Source organism: Comamonas faecalis, from assembly GCF_039538025.1.
Lineage (GTDB): Bacteria > Pseudomonadota > Gammaproteobacteria > Burkholderiales > Burkholderiaceae_C > Comamonas_C > Comamonas_C faecalis.
Window position 1 is genome coordinate 1 of record NZ_BAABBP010000011.1, and the last position, 17733, is coordinate 17733.

General features: G+C 69.4%; 16 protein-coding genes. 13 read left to right on the forward strand and 3 right to left on the reverse strand.

Annotated elements, in window-relative coordinates:
• The 8 genes from ABD767_RS07790 to queC form a co-directional block, all read left to right on the forward strand.
• Positions 1 to 828: dihydrolipoamide acetyltransferase family protein (locus ABD767_RS07790; protein ID WP_344869113.1), on the forward strand; the 828-nt coding region annotated here is incomplete at its 5' end.
• Entirely contained in the window at positions 828 to 2231 is a 1404-nt protein-coding gene (gene lpdA / locus ABD767_RS07795) for a dihydrolipoyl dehydrogenase (protein WP_103044661.1), read from the forward strand. The genes ABD767_RS07790 and lpdA, both read left to right, overlap by 1 nt.
• Before the next feature lie 93 nt (positions 2232 to 2324).
• Complete coding sequence (locus ABD767_RS07800) at positions 2325 to 3302, forward strand: tripartite tricarboxylate transporter substrate-binding protein (protein ID WP_103044660.1); 978 nt, start codon at positions 2325 to 2327, stop codon at positions 3300 to 3302.
• Positions 3303 to 3365: 63 nt separating this feature from the next.
• Positions 3366 to 4538, forward strand: a complete 1173-nt coding sequence (locus tag ABD767_RS07805; RefSeq protein ID WP_103044659.1) for an acyl-CoA dehydrogenase family protein — start codon at positions 3366 to 3368, stop codon at positions 4536 to 4538.
• Positions 4539 to 4698: 160 nt separating this feature from the next.
• The gene (locus ABD767_RS07810; protein WP_103044658.1) at positions 4699 to 6267 is read left to right on the forward strand and encodes an AMP-binding protein; all 1569 of its coding nucleotides are present in this window, start codon (positions 4699 to 4701) and stop codon (positions 6265 to 6267) included.
• A gap of 2 nt (positions 6268 to 6269) precedes the next feature.
• Positions 6270 to 7256 carry a tripartite tricarboxylate transporter substrate-binding protein gene (locus ABD767_RS07815; protein ID WP_103044657.1) on the forward strand — a complete coding sequence of 329 codons (987 nt, stop codon included), beginning with the start codon at positions 6270 to 6272 and terminating at the stop codon, positions 7254 to 7256.
• Between the two features lie 272 nt (positions 7257 to 7528).
• Entirely contained in the window at positions 7529 to 8194 is a 666-nt protein-coding gene (locus ABD767_RS07820) for a 7-cyano-7-deazaguanine/7-aminomethyl-7-deazaguanine transporter (protein WP_103044656.1), read from the forward strand.
• Complete coding sequence (queC, locus tag ABD767_RS07825; RefSeq protein WP_103044655.1) at positions 8191 to 8898, forward strand: 7-cyano-7-deazaguanine synthase QueC; 708 nt, start codon at positions 8191 to 8193, stop codon at positions 8896 to 8898. The genes ABD767_RS07820 and queC overlap by 4 nt, the downstream gene beginning before the upstream one ends.
• 63 nt (positions 8899 to 8961) lie before the next feature.
• Here the strand turns inward: queC and argG are convergent, their stop codons facing one another.
• The 3 genes from argG to ABD767_RS07840 form a co-directional block, all read right to left on the reverse strand.
• Positions 8962 to 10305 carry an argininosuccinate synthase gene (gene argG / locus ABD767_RS07830; RefSeq protein ID WP_103044654.1) on the reverse strand — a complete coding sequence of 448 codons (1344 nt, stop codon included), beginning with the start codon at positions 10303 to 10305 and terminating at the stop codon, positions 8962 to 8964.
• Between the two features lie 350 nt (positions 10306 to 10655).
• Positions 10656 to 11339: a glycine zipper 2TM domain-containing protein gene (locus ABD767_RS07835; protein WP_103046389.1), complete on the reverse strand. Its 684-nt coding sequence runs from the start codon at positions 11337 to 11339 to the stop codon at positions 10656 to 10658.
• Between the two features lie 133 nt (positions 11340 to 11472).
• A complete protein-coding gene (locus ABD767_RS07840) occupies positions 11473 to 11841 on the reverse strand; it encodes an ArsC family reductase (RefSeq protein ID WP_344869121.1) in 369 nt (122 codons plus the stop codon).
• A 47-nt stretch (positions 11842 to 11888) separates the two neighbouring features.
• On the opposite strand from ABD767_RS07840, the gene folC reads away from it, so the two are divergent.
• The 5 genes from folC (at position 11889) to ABD767_RS07865 (ending at position 17727) form a co-directional block, all read left to right on the forward strand.
• On the forward strand, positions 11889 to 13370 hold the full coding sequence (gene folC / locus ABD767_RS07845; protein WP_146031519.1) for a bifunctional tetrahydrofolate synthase/dihydrofolate synthase: 1482 nt from the start codon (positions 11889 to 11891) through the stop codon (positions 13368 to 13370).
• A gap of 141 nt (positions 13371 to 13511) precedes the next feature.
• Positions 13512 to 14345, forward strand: coding sequence for an SPOR domain-containing protein (locus ABD767_RS07850; protein ID WP_103046391.1), 834 nt, complete (start codon positions 13512 to 13514; stop codon positions 14343 to 14345).
• Positions 14346 to 14364: 19 nt separating this feature from the next.
• Positions 14365 to 14868 carry a CvpA family protein gene (locus ABD767_RS07855; protein WP_103046392.1) on the forward strand — a complete coding sequence of 168 codons (504 nt, stop codon included), beginning with the start codon at positions 14365 to 14367 and terminating at the stop codon, positions 14866 to 14868.
• A 72-nt stretch (positions 14869 to 14940) separates the two neighbouring features.
• The gene (gene purF, locus ABD767_RS07860; protein WP_103046393.1) at positions 14941 to 16452 is read left to right on the forward strand and encodes an amidophosphoribosyltransferase; all 1512 of its coding nucleotides are present in this window, start codon (positions 14941 to 14943) and stop codon (positions 16450 to 16452) included.
• A 63-nt stretch (positions 16453 to 16515) separates the two neighbouring features.
• The gene (locus ABD767_RS07865) at positions 16516 to 17727 is read left to right on the forward strand and encodes an O-succinylhomoserine sulfhydrylase (RefSeq protein ID WP_103046394.1); all 1212 of its coding nucleotides are present in this window, start codon (positions 16516 to 16518) and stop codon (positions 17725 to 17727) included.
• Positions 17728 to 17733: the final 6 nt, after the last annotated feature.

The window sequence follows — 17733 nt, forward strand, 5'->3', positions numbered from 1 at the left end:
CTGGCGGCCGGGCAGGGCGTGGACCTGGCCGCGGTCGCGGGTTCCGGCCCGCGCGGCCGCATCCGCGCCAGGGACGTGCTCGCCAAGGCGCAGGCCGGGCCGGGGCCCGCGCCGGCTGCGGTGGCGCCGGCGAGTGCCGCGCAGGGCACGCTGCGCGCGCCGACCCCGCTGGAACAGACCGTGGCGCAGCGCCTGACGGCGGCCAAGCAGCAGGTGCCGCACTTCTACCTGTCGGTGGAGGCCGAGATGAGCGCCGTGCTGGCCTTGCGCGCCCAGATCAATGCCGCGCAGTCGCACCGCAGGCTGACCCTGAACCACTTCGTGCTGGCAGCCGTGGGCCAGGCGCTGCAGGCCATGCCGGAAGTCAACCGCGTGTGGACGGACGAGGGCATCCTGAGCCTGGCGCATTCCGACGTGGGCATGGCCGTGGACACCGGCAAGGGCCTGCTGGTGCCCGTGCTGCGCGACGTTGGCCGGCAGTCGCTGGGCGGCATTGCGCAGCAGGCGGGCGAGCTGATCGCCCGCGCCCAGGCCGGCCGCCTGAGCGCCGCCGAGATGCAGGGCGGGGCGATCACCGTCTCCAACGCCGGCATGCACGACGTGACCTACATGGCCTCCATCATCAACCCGGGCCAGTCGATGATCCTGGGCGTCGGCAGCATCCGCGAGGTGTTCCGCCCCGGCGCGAACGGCCAGCCCGAGATCCGCCGCGAGATGGGCATGGTGCTGTCCGCCGACCACCGCGTGCTCGATGGCGTCACCGGTCTGAGGTTCCTCAAGCAGGTGGTGCAGGCCCTGTCGCAACCCATGGGACTGCTGGTGACGTGATGGCTGCGCAGACACAGGACTTCGACGTTGTCGTCATCGGCGGCGGCCCCGGCGGCTACGTGGCCGCGCTGCGTGCCGCGCAATTGGGCCTGCGCACCGCGCTGGTGGAGCGCGAGAGCCTGGGCGGCATCTGCCTGAACTGGGGCTGCATTCCCACCAAGGCGCTGCTGCATGCCGCCGACACCCTGCGCCGGATCCGCCACGCCGGGGCCCTGGGCATCACCGTGTCCGCGCCCGAGGTGGACTTCGGCAAGCTGGTGGCGCGCTCGCGCCAGGTCTCGCAGCGGCTCAACCGTGGCGTGGCCCACCTGCTCGGGAAAGCCGGCGTCGGCGTGTTCATGGGCACGGCCAGCATCCCGGCCGCGGGGCAGGTGCGGGTCGCCGGCGCCCAGGGCCGGCCGCAGCTGCTGCGGGCGGCCCGCACCATCGTCGCCACCGGCGCGCGGGCGCGCGAGCTGCCCATGCTGCCGTTCGACGGCGACCGCGTGTGGAGCTACCGCGACGCGCTGTCCGCGCGGTCGCTGCCCCGCTCGCTGGCGGTGGTGGGGGCCGGGGCCATCGGCATGGAGTTCGCCAGCTTCTATGCCGCGCTGGGCACCGAGGTGACCGTGGTCGAGGCCGCGCCGCGCGTGCTGCCGGCCAGCGACGAGGAGGTGAGCGCCTTTGTGCAGCAGGCCATGGCCAGGGACGGTGTGCGCTTCCTGGTCGGCGCCCGTTTGCAGCAGGGGCAGGTGCGGGCGGACGGCGTGCACCTGACGGTGGAGCAGGGCGGGGCGGCGCAGCAGCTGCAGGCCGAGCGCGTGCTGGTGGCGGTGGGCCTGGCCGGCAATGTCGATGGCCTGGGGCTGGAGCGGACACGCGTCGCCGTGGAGCAAGGCCTGATCCGGGTTGCAGACTGGGGCGCGACGGCCGAGCCCGGCATCCATGCCATCGGCGACGTCACCGGCGCCCCCATGCTGGCGCACAAGGCGAGCCATGAGGCCATCGCCTGCGTGGAGCACATCGCCGGCCTGCGCCAGGGGGCGCAGCACCGCGCACCCATCCCGGCCTGCGTGTACGGCCATCCGCAAAGCGCCGGCGTGGGCCTGACCGAGGCGCAGGCGCGCCAGCGCGGCGGGGAGGTGCGCGTGGGCAGGTTCCCGCTGGAGGGCAACGGCAAGGCCATCGCCATCGACGAGGCCGCCGGCTTCGTCAAGACCGTGTTCGATGCCGCCACCGGAGAACTGCTGGGCGCCCACCTGGTGGGCCCGGAGGCGACCGAGCTGGTGCACGGCTACACGCTGGCGGCGACGCTGGAAACCACGGAAGCCGAACTGATGGAGACCGTGTTCCCGCATCCCACCTTGAGCGAGGCCATGCACGAAGCCGTGCTGGCGGCTTACGGAAGGGCCTTGCACATCTGAGTCTGAGCAGGGACGGAGTTTTTTTCAGGGAAAGCGCACGACTAGAGGTGCCATCGCACCCGGTGCCGCATCACATCGAAGCAGGAGACAAGCATGAGCACTTTTTTCAGCAAGAGCATGGGCGTGGTGGCCGCCGCCGTCGCGCTGTGGGCCGCACCGGCGCACGCCCAGGATATTCCCGCGTCCAAGCAGATGCGCATCATCGTGCCGTACTCGGCCGGCGGCACGTCCGACATCCTGGGGCGCAAGCTGGCCCAGCAGCTCGGTGAACGCCTGGGGCGCCAGGTGATCGTGGACAACAAGGCCGGCGCCGGCGGCGCCATCGGCACCGAGGCCACGGTGCGCGCGGATGCCGACGGCAGTACCCTGTTGCTGCACAGCGGCGCCATCGCCACCGAACCGGCCATCAAGGCCAGGCTGCCCTACGACGTCACGCGCGACCTGGCGGCCGTGACCACCGTGGTGCGCGGCCCGTTCGCGCTGCTGGTGAGCAACGACCTGCCCGTGAAGAACGTGGGCGAGCTGGTGGCCTATGCCAAGGCCAACCCCGGCAAGGTGAACTTCGGGACGCCGGGCATGGGGACGTCGGTCCATTTCGCCTCCGAGTACTTCAAGGCGGCCGCCAAGGCGCCGCTCACCCATGTGCCCTACAAGGGCGCGAGCGCCGCGCTGACGGCCCTGATGGGCAACGAGGTGCAGATGGTCATCGACCCGCTGTCCACCGCCAGGAAGTATGCCGAGGCCGGAAAGATGAAGGCCCTGGCCCTGACCACGGCCCGGCGCTCCGACCTGTGGCCCGGCATGCCGACCGTGGCCGAGGCGGGGGTGCCGGGCTTCGACGCCGCCGTCTGGTACGGCCTGTACGTGCCGGCCAAGACCCCGGCCGCCACGGTGGAGCGCCTGAACAAAGAGGTGGTCGCTATCCTGGAATCGCCCGAGATGCGCAAGTGGCTGAGCAGCGAGGGGCTGGAGCCCGTCGGCGACACCCCCGCCCAGTCCCAGCAGTTCCTGGTGCAGGACATCGCGCACTGGAAGGCGCTGGCCAAGAGCGCCGGCATCCAGCCCGAGTAAATCCCGCCCGGCGCGATCGCCGCGCCAGCGCCCGGGCACCTACCGAAGAGAGAGACAAGCACCATGGACTTCCGACTCAACGATGAACAGCGCATGATGATCGAGACCGCCCGCCAGATCGGCGAGCGCTTCGGCTTGGAATACTGGCGCAGGCACGACGCCGACAAGGCCTTCCCCAAGACGTACTGGAAGGCCGTGTGCGAGGCCGGCCTGGCCGGCGTCGCCCTGCCCGAGGAGCATGGCGGCAGCGGCCTGGGCATGATGGAGATGACGCTGATCGTCGAAGCCCTGTCGGCCACCGGCGGCGGCTCCACCGTGGGCCAGTTGTTCATGATCAACCCGATCTTCGGCGGCGTGTCGATCTCGCGCTTCGGCAACGAGAAAATGAAGCGGGAGCTGCTGCCCAGGATCATCAGCGGCGAGATGAACTTCTGCATGGCGCTGACCGAGCCCGACGCCGGCACCAACACGCTGGAGATCAAGACCTTCGCCAGCGCCGACGGGGACGGCTGGCGCCTGAACGGCCGCAAGATCTGGATCACCGGCGTGGAGTCGGCCGACAAGATGCTCGTGATTGCCCGCACCAAGAAGCTGCAGGACGCCGAGTCCCGCACCGACGGCCTGAGCATGTTCATGATCGACGTGCGGCGCGCAGGCCTGACCCACACCCCCATCGACAAGCTGGGCACCTGCACGCTGGATTCGAGCAGCGTGTTCTTCGACGACGTGCGCGTGGAGCCCGACGAGCTCATCGGCACCTTGCACAAGGGCTGGCGCGAACTGCTCGACGTGCTCAACACCGAGCGCATGGTGACCACGGCGGGCCTGGTCGGAACGGGCGAACTGGCCATCAAGCTGGCCGTGGACTATGCCAACGACCGCAAGGTGTTCGGCGAGCGCCCCATCAGCGCCTACCAGGGCCTGCAGTTTCCGCTGGCGCAGTGCCATGTGGAGGTGCAGTCCGCGCGCCTGCTGAACTACAAGGCCGCGACCAACTTCGACATGGGCCTGCCCTACAGCAACGAGGCGAACGCGGCCAAGCTGATCGCCGCCCAGGCCGTGGCCCGCGCCACCGAGCGCGCCATGCAGACCATGGGCGGCATGGGCTATGCCAAGGAGTTCCATGTGGAGCGCCTGTGGCGCGACTGCCGCCTGTTCCGCTTCGCGCCGGTTTCCGAAGAGATGCTGCTGAACTACGTGGCCAACCACGAGCTGAAGATGCCCAGGGGCTACTGAAATGAAACACCCCCTGAGCCGCTTCGCGTCTTCCCCCTGGAAGGGGGACGCCGCCCGTGCGGCGGGGCGGCCCTTGCACGGCGGCCCTGGCTTGGGGTGCGCCAGTTTCATGCGATGCGGGTAGCGCGCAACGCTATGGATAACTGAGAAGGAAATTCCCATGGTTTCAGTGACTTCCAGCGTCGCCTGGTGGGCGCGCACGCAGCCCGAACGCCTGGCCCTCGTGTATGGGGGGCAGCGCCTGACGTACGCGCACCTGCAGCAGCGGGTGGCGCATGCCGCCGCGATGCTGCAGGCGCAAGGCGTGGCGGCTGGCGACGTGGTCGCCTTGCTGATGAAGAACAGCGCCGCGTTCCTGGAACTGTCGCTGGCCGTCGCCCATGTGGGGGCCGTGCTGCTGCCTGTGAACTACCGGCTGGGGGCGGAGGAGGTCGGCTACATCGCCGGCCATGCGGGCGTGAAGCTGCTGTTCGTGGACGAAGAGCTGCAGGCGAGCGTGCCGGCCGGCCTGGCCGCGGTGCCGGTGGACGCCGCCGCGCAGGGCGACAGCCGCCTGCTGTACCCGCAGGCCGTGCCGCAGGCGAGCGCGCCCCACGCCGCGACCCCCGGCACGCTGTACCGCCTGATGTACACCAGCGGCACGACCGACCGCCCCAAGGGGGTGATGCATACCTACGGCAACATGGCCTGGAAGTGCCTGGACCACATCACGGCGCTCGGCATCGGCCGCGACGACAGGCTGCTGGTGGTCGGGCCGCTGTACCACGTGGGCGCCTACGACCTGCCGGGCGTGGCCCTGTGGCTGGCCGGCGGCGCGCTGGTGCTGGAGCGCGATTTCGATGCCGAGCGGGCGTTGGCCCTGATCGAGCGCGAGCAGGTCACGGGGGCCTGGATGGCTCCGGTCATGCTCAACCGCTGCCTGTCCAGCCCGGCGCGCTCGGCACATGCGCTCGACAGCCTGAAGTGGGTCATCGGCGGCGGTGAGCGCACGCCGGAGGAGCGCATCCGCGAGTTCTCCGGCGTTTTCCGCCGGGCCCGCTACATCGACGCCTACGGCCTGACCGAATCGTGCTCGGGCGACACCCTGATGGAGGCCGGGCGCGAGCTCGAAAAGATCGGCTCCACCGGGCGCGCCCTGGCCCATGTCCAGCTGGCCATCATGGACGATGCCGGGCAGCAGCTGCCGCCGGGCAGCGAAGGCGAGATCTGCCTGCGCGGCCCCAAGGTGACGCGTGGCTATTGGCGCGACGAGGCCAAGACCCGGGCGAGCTTTTTTGGCGACTGGTTCCGTACCGGCGACGTCGGGTACCTGGACGCGGAAGGCTTTCTGTATCTCACCGACCGCAAGAAGGACATGATCATCAGCGGCGGCGAGAACATCGCCTCGTCCGAGGTCGAGCGCGTGCTGCACCAGCTGCCGCAGGTGGCCGAGGCCGCTGTGATCGGCGTGCCCGACGCGCGCTGGGGCGAGCGTGTCGCGGCCGTGGTGGTGCTCCGCCCCGGCACAGGCCTGACGCTGGACGAACTGCGCGCGCACTGCGCCGGCCGGCTGGGCGGATTCAAAACGCCTAAGCAGCTGGAGCTGCGCGAGGCGTTGCCGCGCAACCCGTCGGGCAAGGTGCTCAAGCGCGTGCTGCGCGACGAGCTGGCGCGCCAGCCGGGTGCCACGGCCAGTTCTGCGCCCGCAGGCCTGGCGGGCGGAATTTCCAATGAAGACGTGAGGAGATAACCATGGGTCATCGTGCGTTGCGCGGCCGTCGCGCTGGCATTTCTCTTTTCGCGGGCGCGGCCATGGCAGCGCTGCTGTGCGGCGCCGCGTGGGCCGGCGAGTGGCCGGCCAAGCCGGTCAAGGTGCTGGTGCCGTATGCGGCCGGTGGCCCCGTGGATACCGTCACGCGCATGCTGATGGAGATCACCGCCAAGTCGCTGGGCCAGGCGGTTGTCGTCGAGAACAAGCCTGGCGCCAATACCACGGTGTCCACCGCCGCGCTGGCGCGTTCCGCGCCCGACGGCTACACCTTCGGCGTGGTGCCGGCCGCGTACACCACCAACCAGGTGCTGGCCAAGAACCTGCCCTACAAGGCCACCGACCTGGCGGCCGTGAGCCATATGGTGAACATTCCCCTGTTCCTGTTCGCCAGCCCTGCCACGCCGGCGAACAGCGTGGCGGAGTTCGTGGCCTGGGCACGCGGCAAGCAGCCCAGCTACGCCTCCACCGGGCCCGGGTCCACGGGCCATTTGCTGGGGGCCATGTTTTCCCTGTCCGCCGACCTCAAGGCCGTGCATGTCGGCTATACCGGCAGCGCCAAGGCCATGCCCGACCTGATGGCCGGCTTGGTGGACTACTTCTTCGATCCCGCCAGCGGCGGCATGCCTCACGTCAAGGCTGGCAAGCTCAAGGTGCTGGCCGTCAGCCTGCCCCGGCGCTGCGACTGCGCCCCGGACGTGCCGACCATGGCCGAATCCGGCTTCCCGGACATCGTGCAGAGCTCCTGGATCGGCCTGATGGCGCCGGCGGGGACGCCCAGGGAGGTGGTGGAGCGCATGTCCGCCGAGGTCGCCAAGGCGGTGCGCAGCCCGGAGCTGCATGCGCGCCTGCAGGGCATGGGCTTTGGCCCCGTGGGCAGCACGCCCGCGCAATTCCAGGCGCTCATCGAAAGCGACATCTCGGTGTACGGCGCGATTTCGCGCAAGGCCCACATCACGCTCGAAAATTGAGCCTGCGCGGGCGCCGTCCAGAGGCGCATGGCAAACGCGCCTACAATCGCGCCCCGGCAATACCGCCAACATGGGTTCCCTCGCCCCCATCGAGGAACCTCTGCAACACCTGTAGCGCCGCACGCATCTGCGGACTCGGGCGGTCTGCTTCGTTGCAAGTCCTCGCGGTGGCTCCGGCCACCGCTGCGGCCTGCGCCTCGCATCCCATCCCGATCCGCAGCGCGTGCTTTCCGCTCCAGGCATTGCAGAGGTTCCATTCAAAAAGGACTGCCATGACATCGCTTCAGGCACCGCCGTCGCGCGTGCCCCTTTACCTCTCCCTGCTGGTGGCGCTTCACATCGCCATCGTCATCGCCAGCAACTACCTGGTGCAGCTGCCCATCACCCTGCTGGGCTTTCACAGCACCTGGGGGGCGTTCAGCTTCCCGTTCATCTTCCTGGCCACCGACCTCACGGTGCGGCTGATCGGCAAGGCGCCGGCGCGCCGCGTCATCACCCGCGCCATGCTGCCGGCGCTGCTGGCGTCGTATGTGGTGGGCGTGCTGTTCCATGAGGGGCGCTTCAACGGCTGGGATGCCCTGGGCGAATTCAACACCTTCGTGTTCCGCATCGCCTTCGCCAGCTTCGCGGCCTACGTGCTCGGGCAGCTGCTGGACATCCAGGTGTTCGACCGCATCCGCCAGCAAAGCCGCGCGTGGTGGCTGGCGCCCGCGGCGGCCTCGGTGTTCGGGCAGGCGCTGGACACGGCGGCGTTCTTCTCCATCGCCTTCTGGCGCAGCCCCAACGCCTTCATGGCCGCGCACTGGGTGGAGATCGCCTGGGTGGACTACGTCATCAAGCTGGCCGTGAGCCTGCTGCTGTTCGTTCCCGCCTACGGCGTGGCGCTGGCGGCCATCGTGCGCGCCATGCGCACGCCGCCCGCGCCTGCGGCCGCATGAGCCGGCGCGCCCTGGTGCTGCTGTCCGGCGGCCAGGATTCGGCCACCTGCCTGGCCTGGGCGCTGGCGCGCTATCCGTACGTGGAGACGCTCGGCTTCGACTACGGCCAGCGCCACCGCGTGGAGCTGGACTGCCGCGCGCGGCTGCGCGAGGGGATGCGGGCCATGCCGTGGCCGGGACAGCTCGGCGACGACCATCTGCTGAACGTCGACGTGCTGGCGCAGCTGGGCGGCAGCGCCATGACCGAGGACGTGGCCATCGCCCTGCAGGCCGACGGCCTGCCCAACACTTTCGTGCCGGGGCGCAACCTGCTGTTCTTCACGCTGGCCGCGGCGCTGGCCTACCGGCGCGGGCTGGACGTGCTGGTGGGCGGCATGTCGCAGACCGACTACTCGGGCTATCCCGACTGCCGCGACAACACGCTCAAGGCCCTGCAGGTGGCGCTGAGCCTGGGGATCGACCGGCCGCTGACGCTGGAGACGCCGCTCATGTGGCTCGACAAGGCCGCCACCTGGGCGCTGGCCCACGAACTGGGCGGCAGCGCATTGGTCGAGCTGGTCCGGCGCGATTCCCACACCTGCTACCTGGGCCAGCGCGAGCGCCTGCACCCCTGGGGCTACGGCTGCGGCGCATGCCCGGCGTGCGAATTGCGCGCCAGGGGATGGGCGCAGTGGACGGAAAAAAACCGCCCTGCTTGCGCATAGGGCGGTTATATTTTTGATAGCTGCCAACGCTTGACTGGCAAGCGCTGGAGGCCGATTTGATGCTTACTTCTTGGCGCTGCCGTCTTCGAGCTGCGCCAGCGCCGCATTGCCGCCCAGCGACAGCAGGCCGGCACGCGCGTACACGCCCAGCTTGTCGCGCGTGTCCGACAGATCCAGGTTGCGCATGGTCAGCTGGCCGATGCGATCAAGTGGCGAGAACGGCGCGTCCTCCACCTTCTCCATCGACAGGCGCTCGGGCGCATAGGTCAGGTTGGGGCTTTCGGTGTTGAGCAGCGAGTAGTCGTTGCCGCGGCGCAGCTCCAGCGTCACGGTGCCGGTCACGGCGCGCGCCACCCAGCGCTGGGCGCTCTCGCGCAGCATGATGGCCTGCGGGTCGAACCAGCGGCCCTGGTACAGCAGGCGCCCGAGCTTCAGGCCGTTGATGCGGTACTGCTCGATCGTGTCCTCGTTGTGGATGCCGGTCACCAGGCGCTCGTAGGCAATGTGCAGCAGCGCCATGCCCGGTGCCTCGTAGATGCCGCGGCTCTTGGCTTCGATGATGCGGTTCTCGATCTGGTCGCTCATGCCCAGGCCGTGGCGGCCGCCGATGCGGTTGGCTTCGAGGAACAGCGCCACCGGATCGTCGAAATGCTGGCCGTTGAGCGCCACCGGCTGGCCTTCCTCGAAGGTCACCGAGACTTCCTCGGCCTTGACCTGCACCTCGGGCTTCCAGAACGCCACGCCCATGATGGGGTTGACGATGTGCATGCCGCTGCTCAGGTATTCCAGATCCTTGGCCTCGTGCGTCGCGCCCAGCATGTTGCTGTCGGTGCTGTAGGCCTTCTCGGCGCTCATCTTGTAGCCAAAGCCTTCGCGGGTCATGAAGGCCGACATCTCGGCGCGCCCGCCCAGCTCGTCGATGAACAACTGGTCCAGCCAGGGCTTGTAGATCTTGAGCTGCGGGTTGGTGAGCAGGCCGTAGCGGTAGAAGCGCTCGATGTCGTTGCCCTTGAAGGTCGAGCCGTCGCCCCAGATGTGCACGTCGTCCTCCTTCATCGCCGCCACCAGCATGGTGCCGGTCACGGCGCGGCCCAGTGGCGTGGTGTTGAAGTAGGCGATGCCGCCGGTGCTGACGTGGAACGCCCCGGCCTGGATGGCGGCGATGCCCTCGTGCGCCAGCTGGGTGCGGCAATCGACCAGGCGGGCTTTTTCGGCGCCGTATTCCATGGCCTTGCGCGGGATGGCGTCGTAGTCGTCCTCGTCGGGCTGGCCCAGGTTGGCCGTGTAGGCGTAGGGGAGAGCGCCCTTGTTCTTCATCCAGCGCAGCGCGGCGCTGGTGTCGAGGCCGCCGGAGAAGGCGATGCCCACTTTCTGGCCGACGGGAAGGGTTTGGAGAATGGTTGCCATGGCTGATCCGGAAAGCGAAGGAATGGGGCGGTTTGCCCAGGTGCGCGGCACGCTGCGGGCAAACCGCCGATTCTAGTGGCCTGCCCGCCGGCCTTGCGCGGACGGTGAGAGCAGCGCAGCTGCCCGGTGCTCGCCGCAGTCTGCCCGGATGCAGCGGGGCGGCAGGCAGCGGACGCTCGGCTAGTACGGCAACCTGGGAGTAGAGGAACACAATGAAAGCGATGGATTCGCGCCCAGGGCAAGGCGCAAACCGCAGCGATAGCCGTAGCTATCGCGAGGATTTGCAACGCCGCCATGGGTGCGAAGACGCGCTTTCATGTTTCGATATTTCCGGGTTGCTGTACTAGGCTTCAATAACCCCAGCGGGAATGGCGCGGCGGCTGGTAGGGGCGGCCGTGGGCGTCGCGGTACTCGATCACCGCGCCCACGGCCGGCTGGACGTAGACGGGCGGCGCATAGCCCTGCGGCGCATAGCCCTGCGGTTCGTAGCCAGCCTGGGGCGCGGTTCCGTAGTAGCCACTGTCGTAGCCGGTGGGCGGCGACTGCGGCGCCGTGTTGGCCAGCGGCTGCACCGACAGGGCAACCCACTGGCCGGGGTCTTGCGCCATGCGCGTGGTGTAGCGCCGGCCGGCGTATTCGTAGGTCACGTCGTAGCCCAGCGGCTGGGTCTCCAAGGTGGTTTGCGTGGTGCAGCGCTGCACGTTTTGATAACCCGGCTGGCCGCCTTCGACGTTGTTGCCCAGCATGGCGCCGCCAATGACGCCCACGGCTGTCGCCAGTGCTCGCCCACCGCCGCCGCCAATGGCGTTGCCCGCGGCCCCGCCGGCAATCGCGCCCAGCACCGCGCCGGCGCCGGTGGTCGGGCGTGCGCTGCTGTACAGCGTCTCGTCGTTGCAGACCTGGCGCGGCACCGCCACCTGCTGCGACACCGGCGTTACCGACAGCACGCGGCCCATCTCTGGGCCTTGGGTTTGCGCCTGGGCGGCCAGCGCGGCAGTGGCCAGCGCGGTCGCGGTGATGAAGCTTGTGCGCATGGTGAATACTCCTTGACACGGGTTGGAATCAGCCCGGCGCCAAAAGTTTAGGCAGTGCGCGTTTTACGGGCGTTGCACCGGGCGTAAAGCTGTGCAAAGAGCGGGCGGCGCGCTTCGGGTGGTGTTGACCCGGTCAGCTGTCCTGGCCGATGCGCTGCGCCCAGTCCTGCGCGTCGAAGCCGACGGTCACCGCGTCTCCCCAGTCCACCACCGGGCGCTTGATGACCGAGGGCTGGGCGCGCATCACTGCGGCGGCGCTGGCGCCGTCGTGCACGCCGGCCTGCGTGGCTGCGTCCAGGCGCCGCCAGGTGGTACCGCGGCGGTTGAGCAGCGGCTCCCAGCCGACGCTGTCCAGCCAGTGCGCCAGCGCCTCTTCGGGCAGGCCGAGCTTCTTGAAATCGTGGAAGGTGTAGGACACGCCGTACTGCGCCAGCCAGGCGCGGGTCTTTTTGACGGTGTCGCAGTTGGTGATTCCGTAAACGGTGGGGGTGGGGGCATTCATGGGCGCGATCATCGCCCATGCGCTGCTGCGCGACAATCGCGCCCGTCATGCAAACCCCTGCCCCCCATCTTCCCCATACTCTGCAGCAGTGGCTGGACTACTGCGAGCAGCTTCATCCCAAGACCATAGCGATGGGTCTGGAGCGCGTGGCCGAGGTCGCGCGCCGCCTCGACCTGCGCTTCGACTGCCCGGTCATCACGGTAGCCGGCACCAACGGCAAGGGTTCGACCTGCGCGATGATCGAGGCGGTGGCACAGGAGTCGGGCTACCGCACCGGCGTGTATTCGTCGCCGCACATCGTGCATTTCGAGGAGCGCTGCCGCATTCGCGGCGAGCCGGTGGCGGCCGATGCGCTGCTGGAGCATTTCGCCGCGGTCGAGCAGGCGCGCACCGCGGGCGGCGGCGCGGTTGAGCTCACTTATTTCGAGTTCACCACGCTGGCCATCCTGCGCCTGATGAGCCGCGCCGGCCTGGATCTGGCGGTGCTGGAGGTGGGCCTGGGCGGGAGGCTGGACGCGACCAACGTGATCGATGCCGACTGCGCGGTGATCACCAGCGTGGACGTGGACCACGTGGAGTTTCTCGGTAGCGACCGCGAGGCGATTGGCCGCGAGAAGGCCGGCATCATGCGCCCTGGCCGGCCGGTCGTGGTCAGCGACCCGGTGCCGCCCGACAGCGTGATGGCGCATGCGCATGAAATCGGCGCCGAGCTGTGGCGCTTTGGCAGCGACTTCAATTATTCCGGCGACCAGCAGCAATGGGCCTGGGCCGGGCGCGGGCGGCGCTACGCAGGCCTGGCCTACCCGTCGCTGCGCGGCGCCAACCAACTGATCAACGCCTCGGGCGCGCTGGCGGCGTTGAATGCGCTGCGCGACCGCGTGCCTATCACCGCGCAAGCGGTGCGCGTGGGGCTGTCGCATGTGGAGCTGCCCGGGCGCTTCCAGGTGATTGCGGGCCAGCCCACGCTGATCCTGGACGTGGCGCACAACCCGCACGCGGTCTCGGCGCTGGCGGCCAACCTGGATGCGATGGGCAGCTACTTCCAGGCCACGCACGCGGTCGTCGGCGCGATGGCAGACAAGGACTTGCCGCAGATGCTGGCGCGCATCGCGCCGCAGATCGACTGCTGGTATTTCGCCGACCTGCCGACGCCGCGCGCCGCGTCGGCGCAGGATCTCAAGCAGGTGCTGCATGCGCTGCAGACCGGGCAGCACGGCAAGGATCTGCTGGACGCGGCCCTGCCGCGCCGGCGGGTACAGAAAACCACCGCCCAGCCGGGGCAGGGCAGCGCCCACCTGGTGGTGAGCCGCACGCGCGGCGGCGTGGCGGCCAGCCATGGGGCGGCGCCCGAGGACGTCGAGGAGGAAGTGCCCGTCAGCCTGCACGCCAGCCCCGAGGAGGCGCTGACCGCCGCGCTCGAAGCGGCCAGGCCGGCTGATAGAATCGTGGTTTTTGGTTCGTTCTATACGGTTGGCGGCGTGTTGGAAAATGGTCTGCCGCGCCTGAAGGCCAAGCATCTTGCCGTGTAGAACATCGTCGGATCCGGGCGTTGCTGGCAACCATACCTCCTGAGGCGCAGGCCTTGACCGCCCCCCGCCAGGGCGGTGCGGCGTCCGGCGCCATGGCAGCCACGCCCCCCACCCCTCCCAGACGCTGAGCCCCGGATCCCCATGGCATTCTTTCCCTTGCGTTGGAACAAAAAGGACGCGCCCGAGGGCGGCGGCAAGCCCGCGCGCCGCGGCCGCGGCGCCGCGGCCCAGGCAGAGACCATCGAGGAGATGCGCCGCCGCGCCCGCCACCGCCTGGTGGGCGCCGTGGTGCTGGTGCTCGCTGGCGTCATCGGCTTTCCGCTGCTGTTCGACTCCCAGCCCCGGCCGGTGGAGGTTGACGTTCAGCTGGACATTCCAGACCGAAACAAGGTTGAGCCCTTGCCACAGGCGGCGGCACCCGCCCAGGTTCACGAGGCGCCGGCCACGGGCCTGGATGCGGGCGAGGAACTGGTGGACGCAGCCCATCCCGCGCCTGCGGTGACGGCGGCGCCGCCCGAGGCGCCGGATCACGCCGAGCAGGCCGCGGCGACCACCAAGACCCGGGTGCCGGCCGAGGCGCCTCTCCAGGCGCCGGTGGCCAAGGCGCATGAGGCGGCAGCAGACGCCGCGCCGCAGCCCAAGGCCGCCGCCAAGCCGGCGCCAACCGACGCCGAGCGCGCCCGCGCGCTGCTCGAAGGCCGCGCGCCGACGGCCGTGGCCAAGGCGGCGCCTGCGGCCAGCGCCGGCCAGCGCTTCATCGTGCAGGTGGGGGCTTTTGCCGATGCCGACAAGGCGCGCGAGGTGCGCCTGCGCCTGGAGCGCGCCGGAGTCAAGACCTATGCCCAGGTGGTGGACACCAGCGCCGGCAAGCGCACCCGCGTGCGCCTGGGGCCGTTCGACAGTCGCGCCGAGGCGGAAAAAGCGGCCGAGCGCGTCAAGGGCATGGGACTGGCGGGGTCGGTGCTGACCCTGTGAACAAACGACGGTGTGGAATATGGCGGCGCTGGACTGGATCTTGATCGTCGTGCTGGCCGCCTCCATGCTGCTGGGCGCCTGGCGCGGGCTGGTCTATGAGCTGCTGTCGCTGGCCGGCTGGGTGCTGGCCTTCGTGGCCGCGCAGTGGTGGGGCGCCGGCGTGGGCGACTGGCTGGCGCTGGGCCAGGGGCCGTGGCGGCTGGCCGCAGGCTATGTGCTGGTGTTCGTCGCGGTGGTGTTTGCCTGCGGCCTGCTCGCCTGGCTGGTCAAGAAGCTGATCGATGCGGTAGGCATGCGCCCGGCCGACCGCGCATTGGGCGCATTGTTTGGCACGGCGCGCGGCGTGCTGGTGCTGCTGGTGCTGGCGCTGGTGGTGGGCTGGAGCCCGCTGCGCGACGCGCCATGGTGGCGCGAGTCGGCCGGGGCGGCCTTGCTGCAGGCGTCGCTGGCGCAGCTGGCGCCGCTGCTGCCCGGCGGTGTGCAGGAGCTGCCTGTCGCATTGCCGCGGGGCACGCAGGGGTAATGGATGGTGGGCGGCGCAGCGGCGCATCCCTGGCAAATCGGCATCAAAGCCTGTTGAGAGAGAAAGCAATTTATGTGTGGAGTCGTCGGCACGGTCGGTCAGACACCGGTCAACCAACTGATTTACGACGCGCTGCTGCTGTTGCAGCACCGCGGCCAGGATGCGGCGGGCATCGTCACCCAGGATGGGCGCAAGTTCTTCATGCACAAGGCCAAGGGCATGGTGCGCGACGTGTTTCGCACGCGCAACATGCGCGCGCTGCCGGGCAGCATTGGCCTGGGGCAGGTGCGCTACCCGACGGCGGGAAGCGTCTCCAGCGAGGAGGAGGCCCAGCCCTTCTACGTCAACGCGCCGTTCGGCATCGTCATGGTGCACAACGGCAACCTGACCAATGTGCGCCAGCTGCGCCGCGAGCTGTTTGATACCGACCACCGCCACACCAACACCGAGAGCGACTCCGAGGTGCTGCTCAACGTGCTGGCGCACGAGATTGCGCGCGCCAGCAGCGGCGCGCCGCTGCAGGACGAGGACGTGTTCCAGGCGGTGCGCGAGGTGCACCGGCGCGTCAAGGGCTCGTATGCGGTGGTGGCGTTGATCTCCGGTTTTGGCCTGCTGGCGTTTCGCGATCCGTTCGGCATTCGTCCGCTGTGCATGGGGCGCGCCGACGACGGTGCCTTCATGGTGGCCAGCGAGTCGGTGGCGCTGGAGGGCACGATGTTCCACCTGGAGCGCGACGTCGCGCCGGGCGAGGCGGTCATCGTGCGTACCGACGGCAGCCTGCGCGCTGCGCAGTGCGCCGAGCACGGCACGCTGCATCCGTGCATGTTCGAGTACGTCTACCTGGCGCGCCCGGACTCGGTGATGGACGGCATCTCCGTCTACCAGGCGCGGCTGAACATGGGCGAGACGCTGGCCAAGCGCGTGGTCTCCACGGTGCCGCCCAACCAGATCGACGCCATCATTCCCGTGCCCGAGTCGAGCCGCCCCAGCGCCATGCAGCTGGCCCAGCGCCTGGGCATTCCCTACCGCGAGGGCTTCGTCAAGAACCGCTACGTGGGCCGCACCTTCATCATGCCGGGCCAGGCCACGCGCAAGAAGTCGGTGCGCCAGAAGCTCAACGCGATTGCCAGCGAATTCAAGGGCCGGCGCGTGCTGCTGGTCGACGACTCCATCGTGCGCGGCACCACCTCCAAGGAGATCGTGCAGATGGCGCGCGATGCCGGCGCCGCCAAGGTCTACCTGGCGTCGGCCGCGCCGCCGGTGCGCCACCCCAACGTCTACGGCATCGACATGCCCACGCGCGAGGAGCTGGTGGCGCATGGGCGCACGGTCGAGGAGATCCGCCAGTGGATCGGTGTCGATGCGCTGATTTACCAGGACCTGGAGGCGATGAAGCAGACCGTGGGAGCCATCAACGCGCAGATCGACGGCTTCGAGGCATCGTGCTTCGACGGCAAGTACGTCACCGGCGACATCTCCGACGAGTCGGTCGCGGCGCTCAACACCGGGCGCGACCGCGGCGATGGCGAGGAGGGCGATGAGGACACCTCGCGCCTGTCGCTGCCCAATGCGCAAGAGGGCTGAACCTGCGTCGCATGCCAAGTCGTCAGGCCGTTTGATTTGACTGTTTGAAACCAAGGAACCATCGTGAGTGAATCCACCTTGCCCGCCGGGCTGCACCCCGACACGCTGGCCGTGCGCCAGGCGGTCGAGCGCAGCCAATGGGGTGAGCACAGCGAGGCGCTGTACCTGACCAGCAGCTTTGTGCAGGACGACTGCGCCAGCGCCGCGCGCCGTTTTGCAATGGAAGAGCCCGGCTACACCTATACGCGCACCGCCAACCCGACGGTCAACAGCTTCGAGCAGCGGCTGGCGGCGATGGAGGGCACCGAATGCGCGGTGGCCACGTCCACCGGCATGGCGGCCATTCTGCTGGTGGCGCTCACGGCGCTCAAGGCTGGCGACCACGTGATCGCGTCGCAGTCGATGTTCGGCTCGACCATGAAGCTGCTGGGCACCGAGATGGCGCGCTTTGGCGTCGAGACCACTTTTGTGTCGCAGACCGACGCGGCCGCCTGGCAGGCTGCGGTGCGCCCGAACACGCGCATGCTGTTTGCCGAGACGCCGACCAACCCGCTGACCGACCTGTGCGACATCCAGGCGCTGGCTGACATTGCGCACAACCAGGGCGCGCTGCTGGCGGTGGACAACAGCTTTGCCTCGCCCGTGCTGCAGCGCCCCGCCGAGTTTGGCGCCGACCTGATCGTGCACTCGGGCACCAAGCTGCTGGACGGCCAGGGCCGCGTGATGGCCGGCGCGGTCTGCGGCACGGTGGCGCTGGTCGACAAGGTCATGGGCACTTTCCTGCGCAGCGGCGGGCTCAACCTCTCGCCGTTCAATGCCTGGGTGGTGCTCAAGGGGCTGGAGACGCTGGCGCTGCGCGTCAAGGCCGAAAGCGCGGCGGCGCTGGCGCTGGCCGGCTGGCTGGAGGGGCACCCCAAGGTGGCACGCGTCCATTACCCGGGGCTGGCGAGCCACCCGCAGCACGAACTGGCCATGCGCCAGCAAAGCGGCATGGGCGGCACGGTGCTGGCATTCGACGTCGCGGGCGCCACGCCCGAGCAGCTGCGCGCCAACGCCTTTCATGTGGTCGACAGCACGCGGCTGTGCTCCATCACCGCCAACCTGGGCGACGTCAAGACCACCATCACCCACCCGGCCAGCACCTCGCACGGGCGGCTGTCCGAGGAGCAGCGCCAGGCGGCCGGCATCGGCCAGGGACTGATCCGCGTCAGCGTCGGCCTGGAGCACCTGCAGGACGTCAAGAACGACCTGCTGCGCGGCCTGGACAGCCTTTGAGCCCCA

What these genes read in the sequence shown, in the direction of transcription:
- lpdA (WP_103044661.1), top strand. Translation starts at nt 828, where the DNA reads ATGGCTGCGCAGACACAGGACTTCGACGTTGTCGTCATCGGCGGCGGC.
- ABD767_RS07800 (WP_103044660.1), top strand. Translation starts at nt 2,325, where the DNA reads ATGAGCACTTTTTTCAGCAAGAGCATGGGCGTGGTGGCCGCCGCCGTC.
- ABD767_RS07805 (WP_103044659.1), top strand. Translation starts at nt 3,366, where the DNA reads ATGGACTTCCGACTCAACGATGAACAGCGCATGATGATCGAGACCGCC.
- ABD767_RS07810 (WP_103044658.1), top strand. Translation starts at nt 4,699, where the DNA reads ATGGTTTCAGTGACTTCCAGCGTCGCCTGGTGGGCGCGCACGCAGCCC.
- ABD767_RS07815 (WP_103044657.1), top strand. Translation starts at nt 6,270, where the DNA reads ATGGGTCATCGTGCGTTGCGCGGCCGTCGCGCTGGCATTTCTCTTTTC.
- ABD767_RS07820 (WP_103044656.1), top strand. Translation starts at nt 7,529, where the DNA reads ATGACATCGCTTCAGGCACCGCCGTCGCGCGTGCCCCTTTACCTCTCC.
- queC (WP_103044655.1), top strand. Translation starts at nt 8,191, where the DNA reads ATGAGCCGGCGCGCCCTGGTGCTGCTGTCCGGCGGCCAGGATTCGGCC.
- argG (WP_103044654.1), bottom strand. Translation starts at nt 10,305, where the DNA reads ATGGCAACCATTCTCCAAACCCTTCCCGTCGGCCAGAAAGTGGGCATC.
- ABD767_RS07835 (WP_103046389.1), bottom strand. Translation starts at nt 11,339, where the DNA reads ATGCGCACAAGCTTCATCACCGCGACCGCGCTGGCCACTGCCGCGCTG.
- ABD767_RS07840 (WP_344869121.1), bottom strand. Translation starts at nt 11,841, where the DNA reads ATGAATGCCCCCACCCCCACCGTTTACGGAATCACCAACTGCGACACC.
- folC (WP_146031519.1), top strand. Translation starts at nt 11,889, where the DNA reads ATGCAAACCCCTGCCCCCCATCTTCCCCATACTCTGCAGCAGTGGCTG.
- ABD767_RS07850 (WP_103046391.1), top strand. Translation starts at nt 13,512, where the DNA reads ATGGCATTCTTTCCCTTGCGTTGGAACAAAAAGGACGCGCCCGAGGGC.
- ABD767_RS07855 (WP_103046392.1), top strand. Translation starts at nt 14,365, where the DNA reads ATGGCGGCGCTGGACTGGATCTTGATCGTCGTGCTGGCCGCCTCCATG.
- purF (WP_103046393.1), top strand. Translation starts at nt 14,941, where the DNA reads ATGTGTGGAGTCGTCGGCACGGTCGGTCAGACACCGGTCAACCAACTG.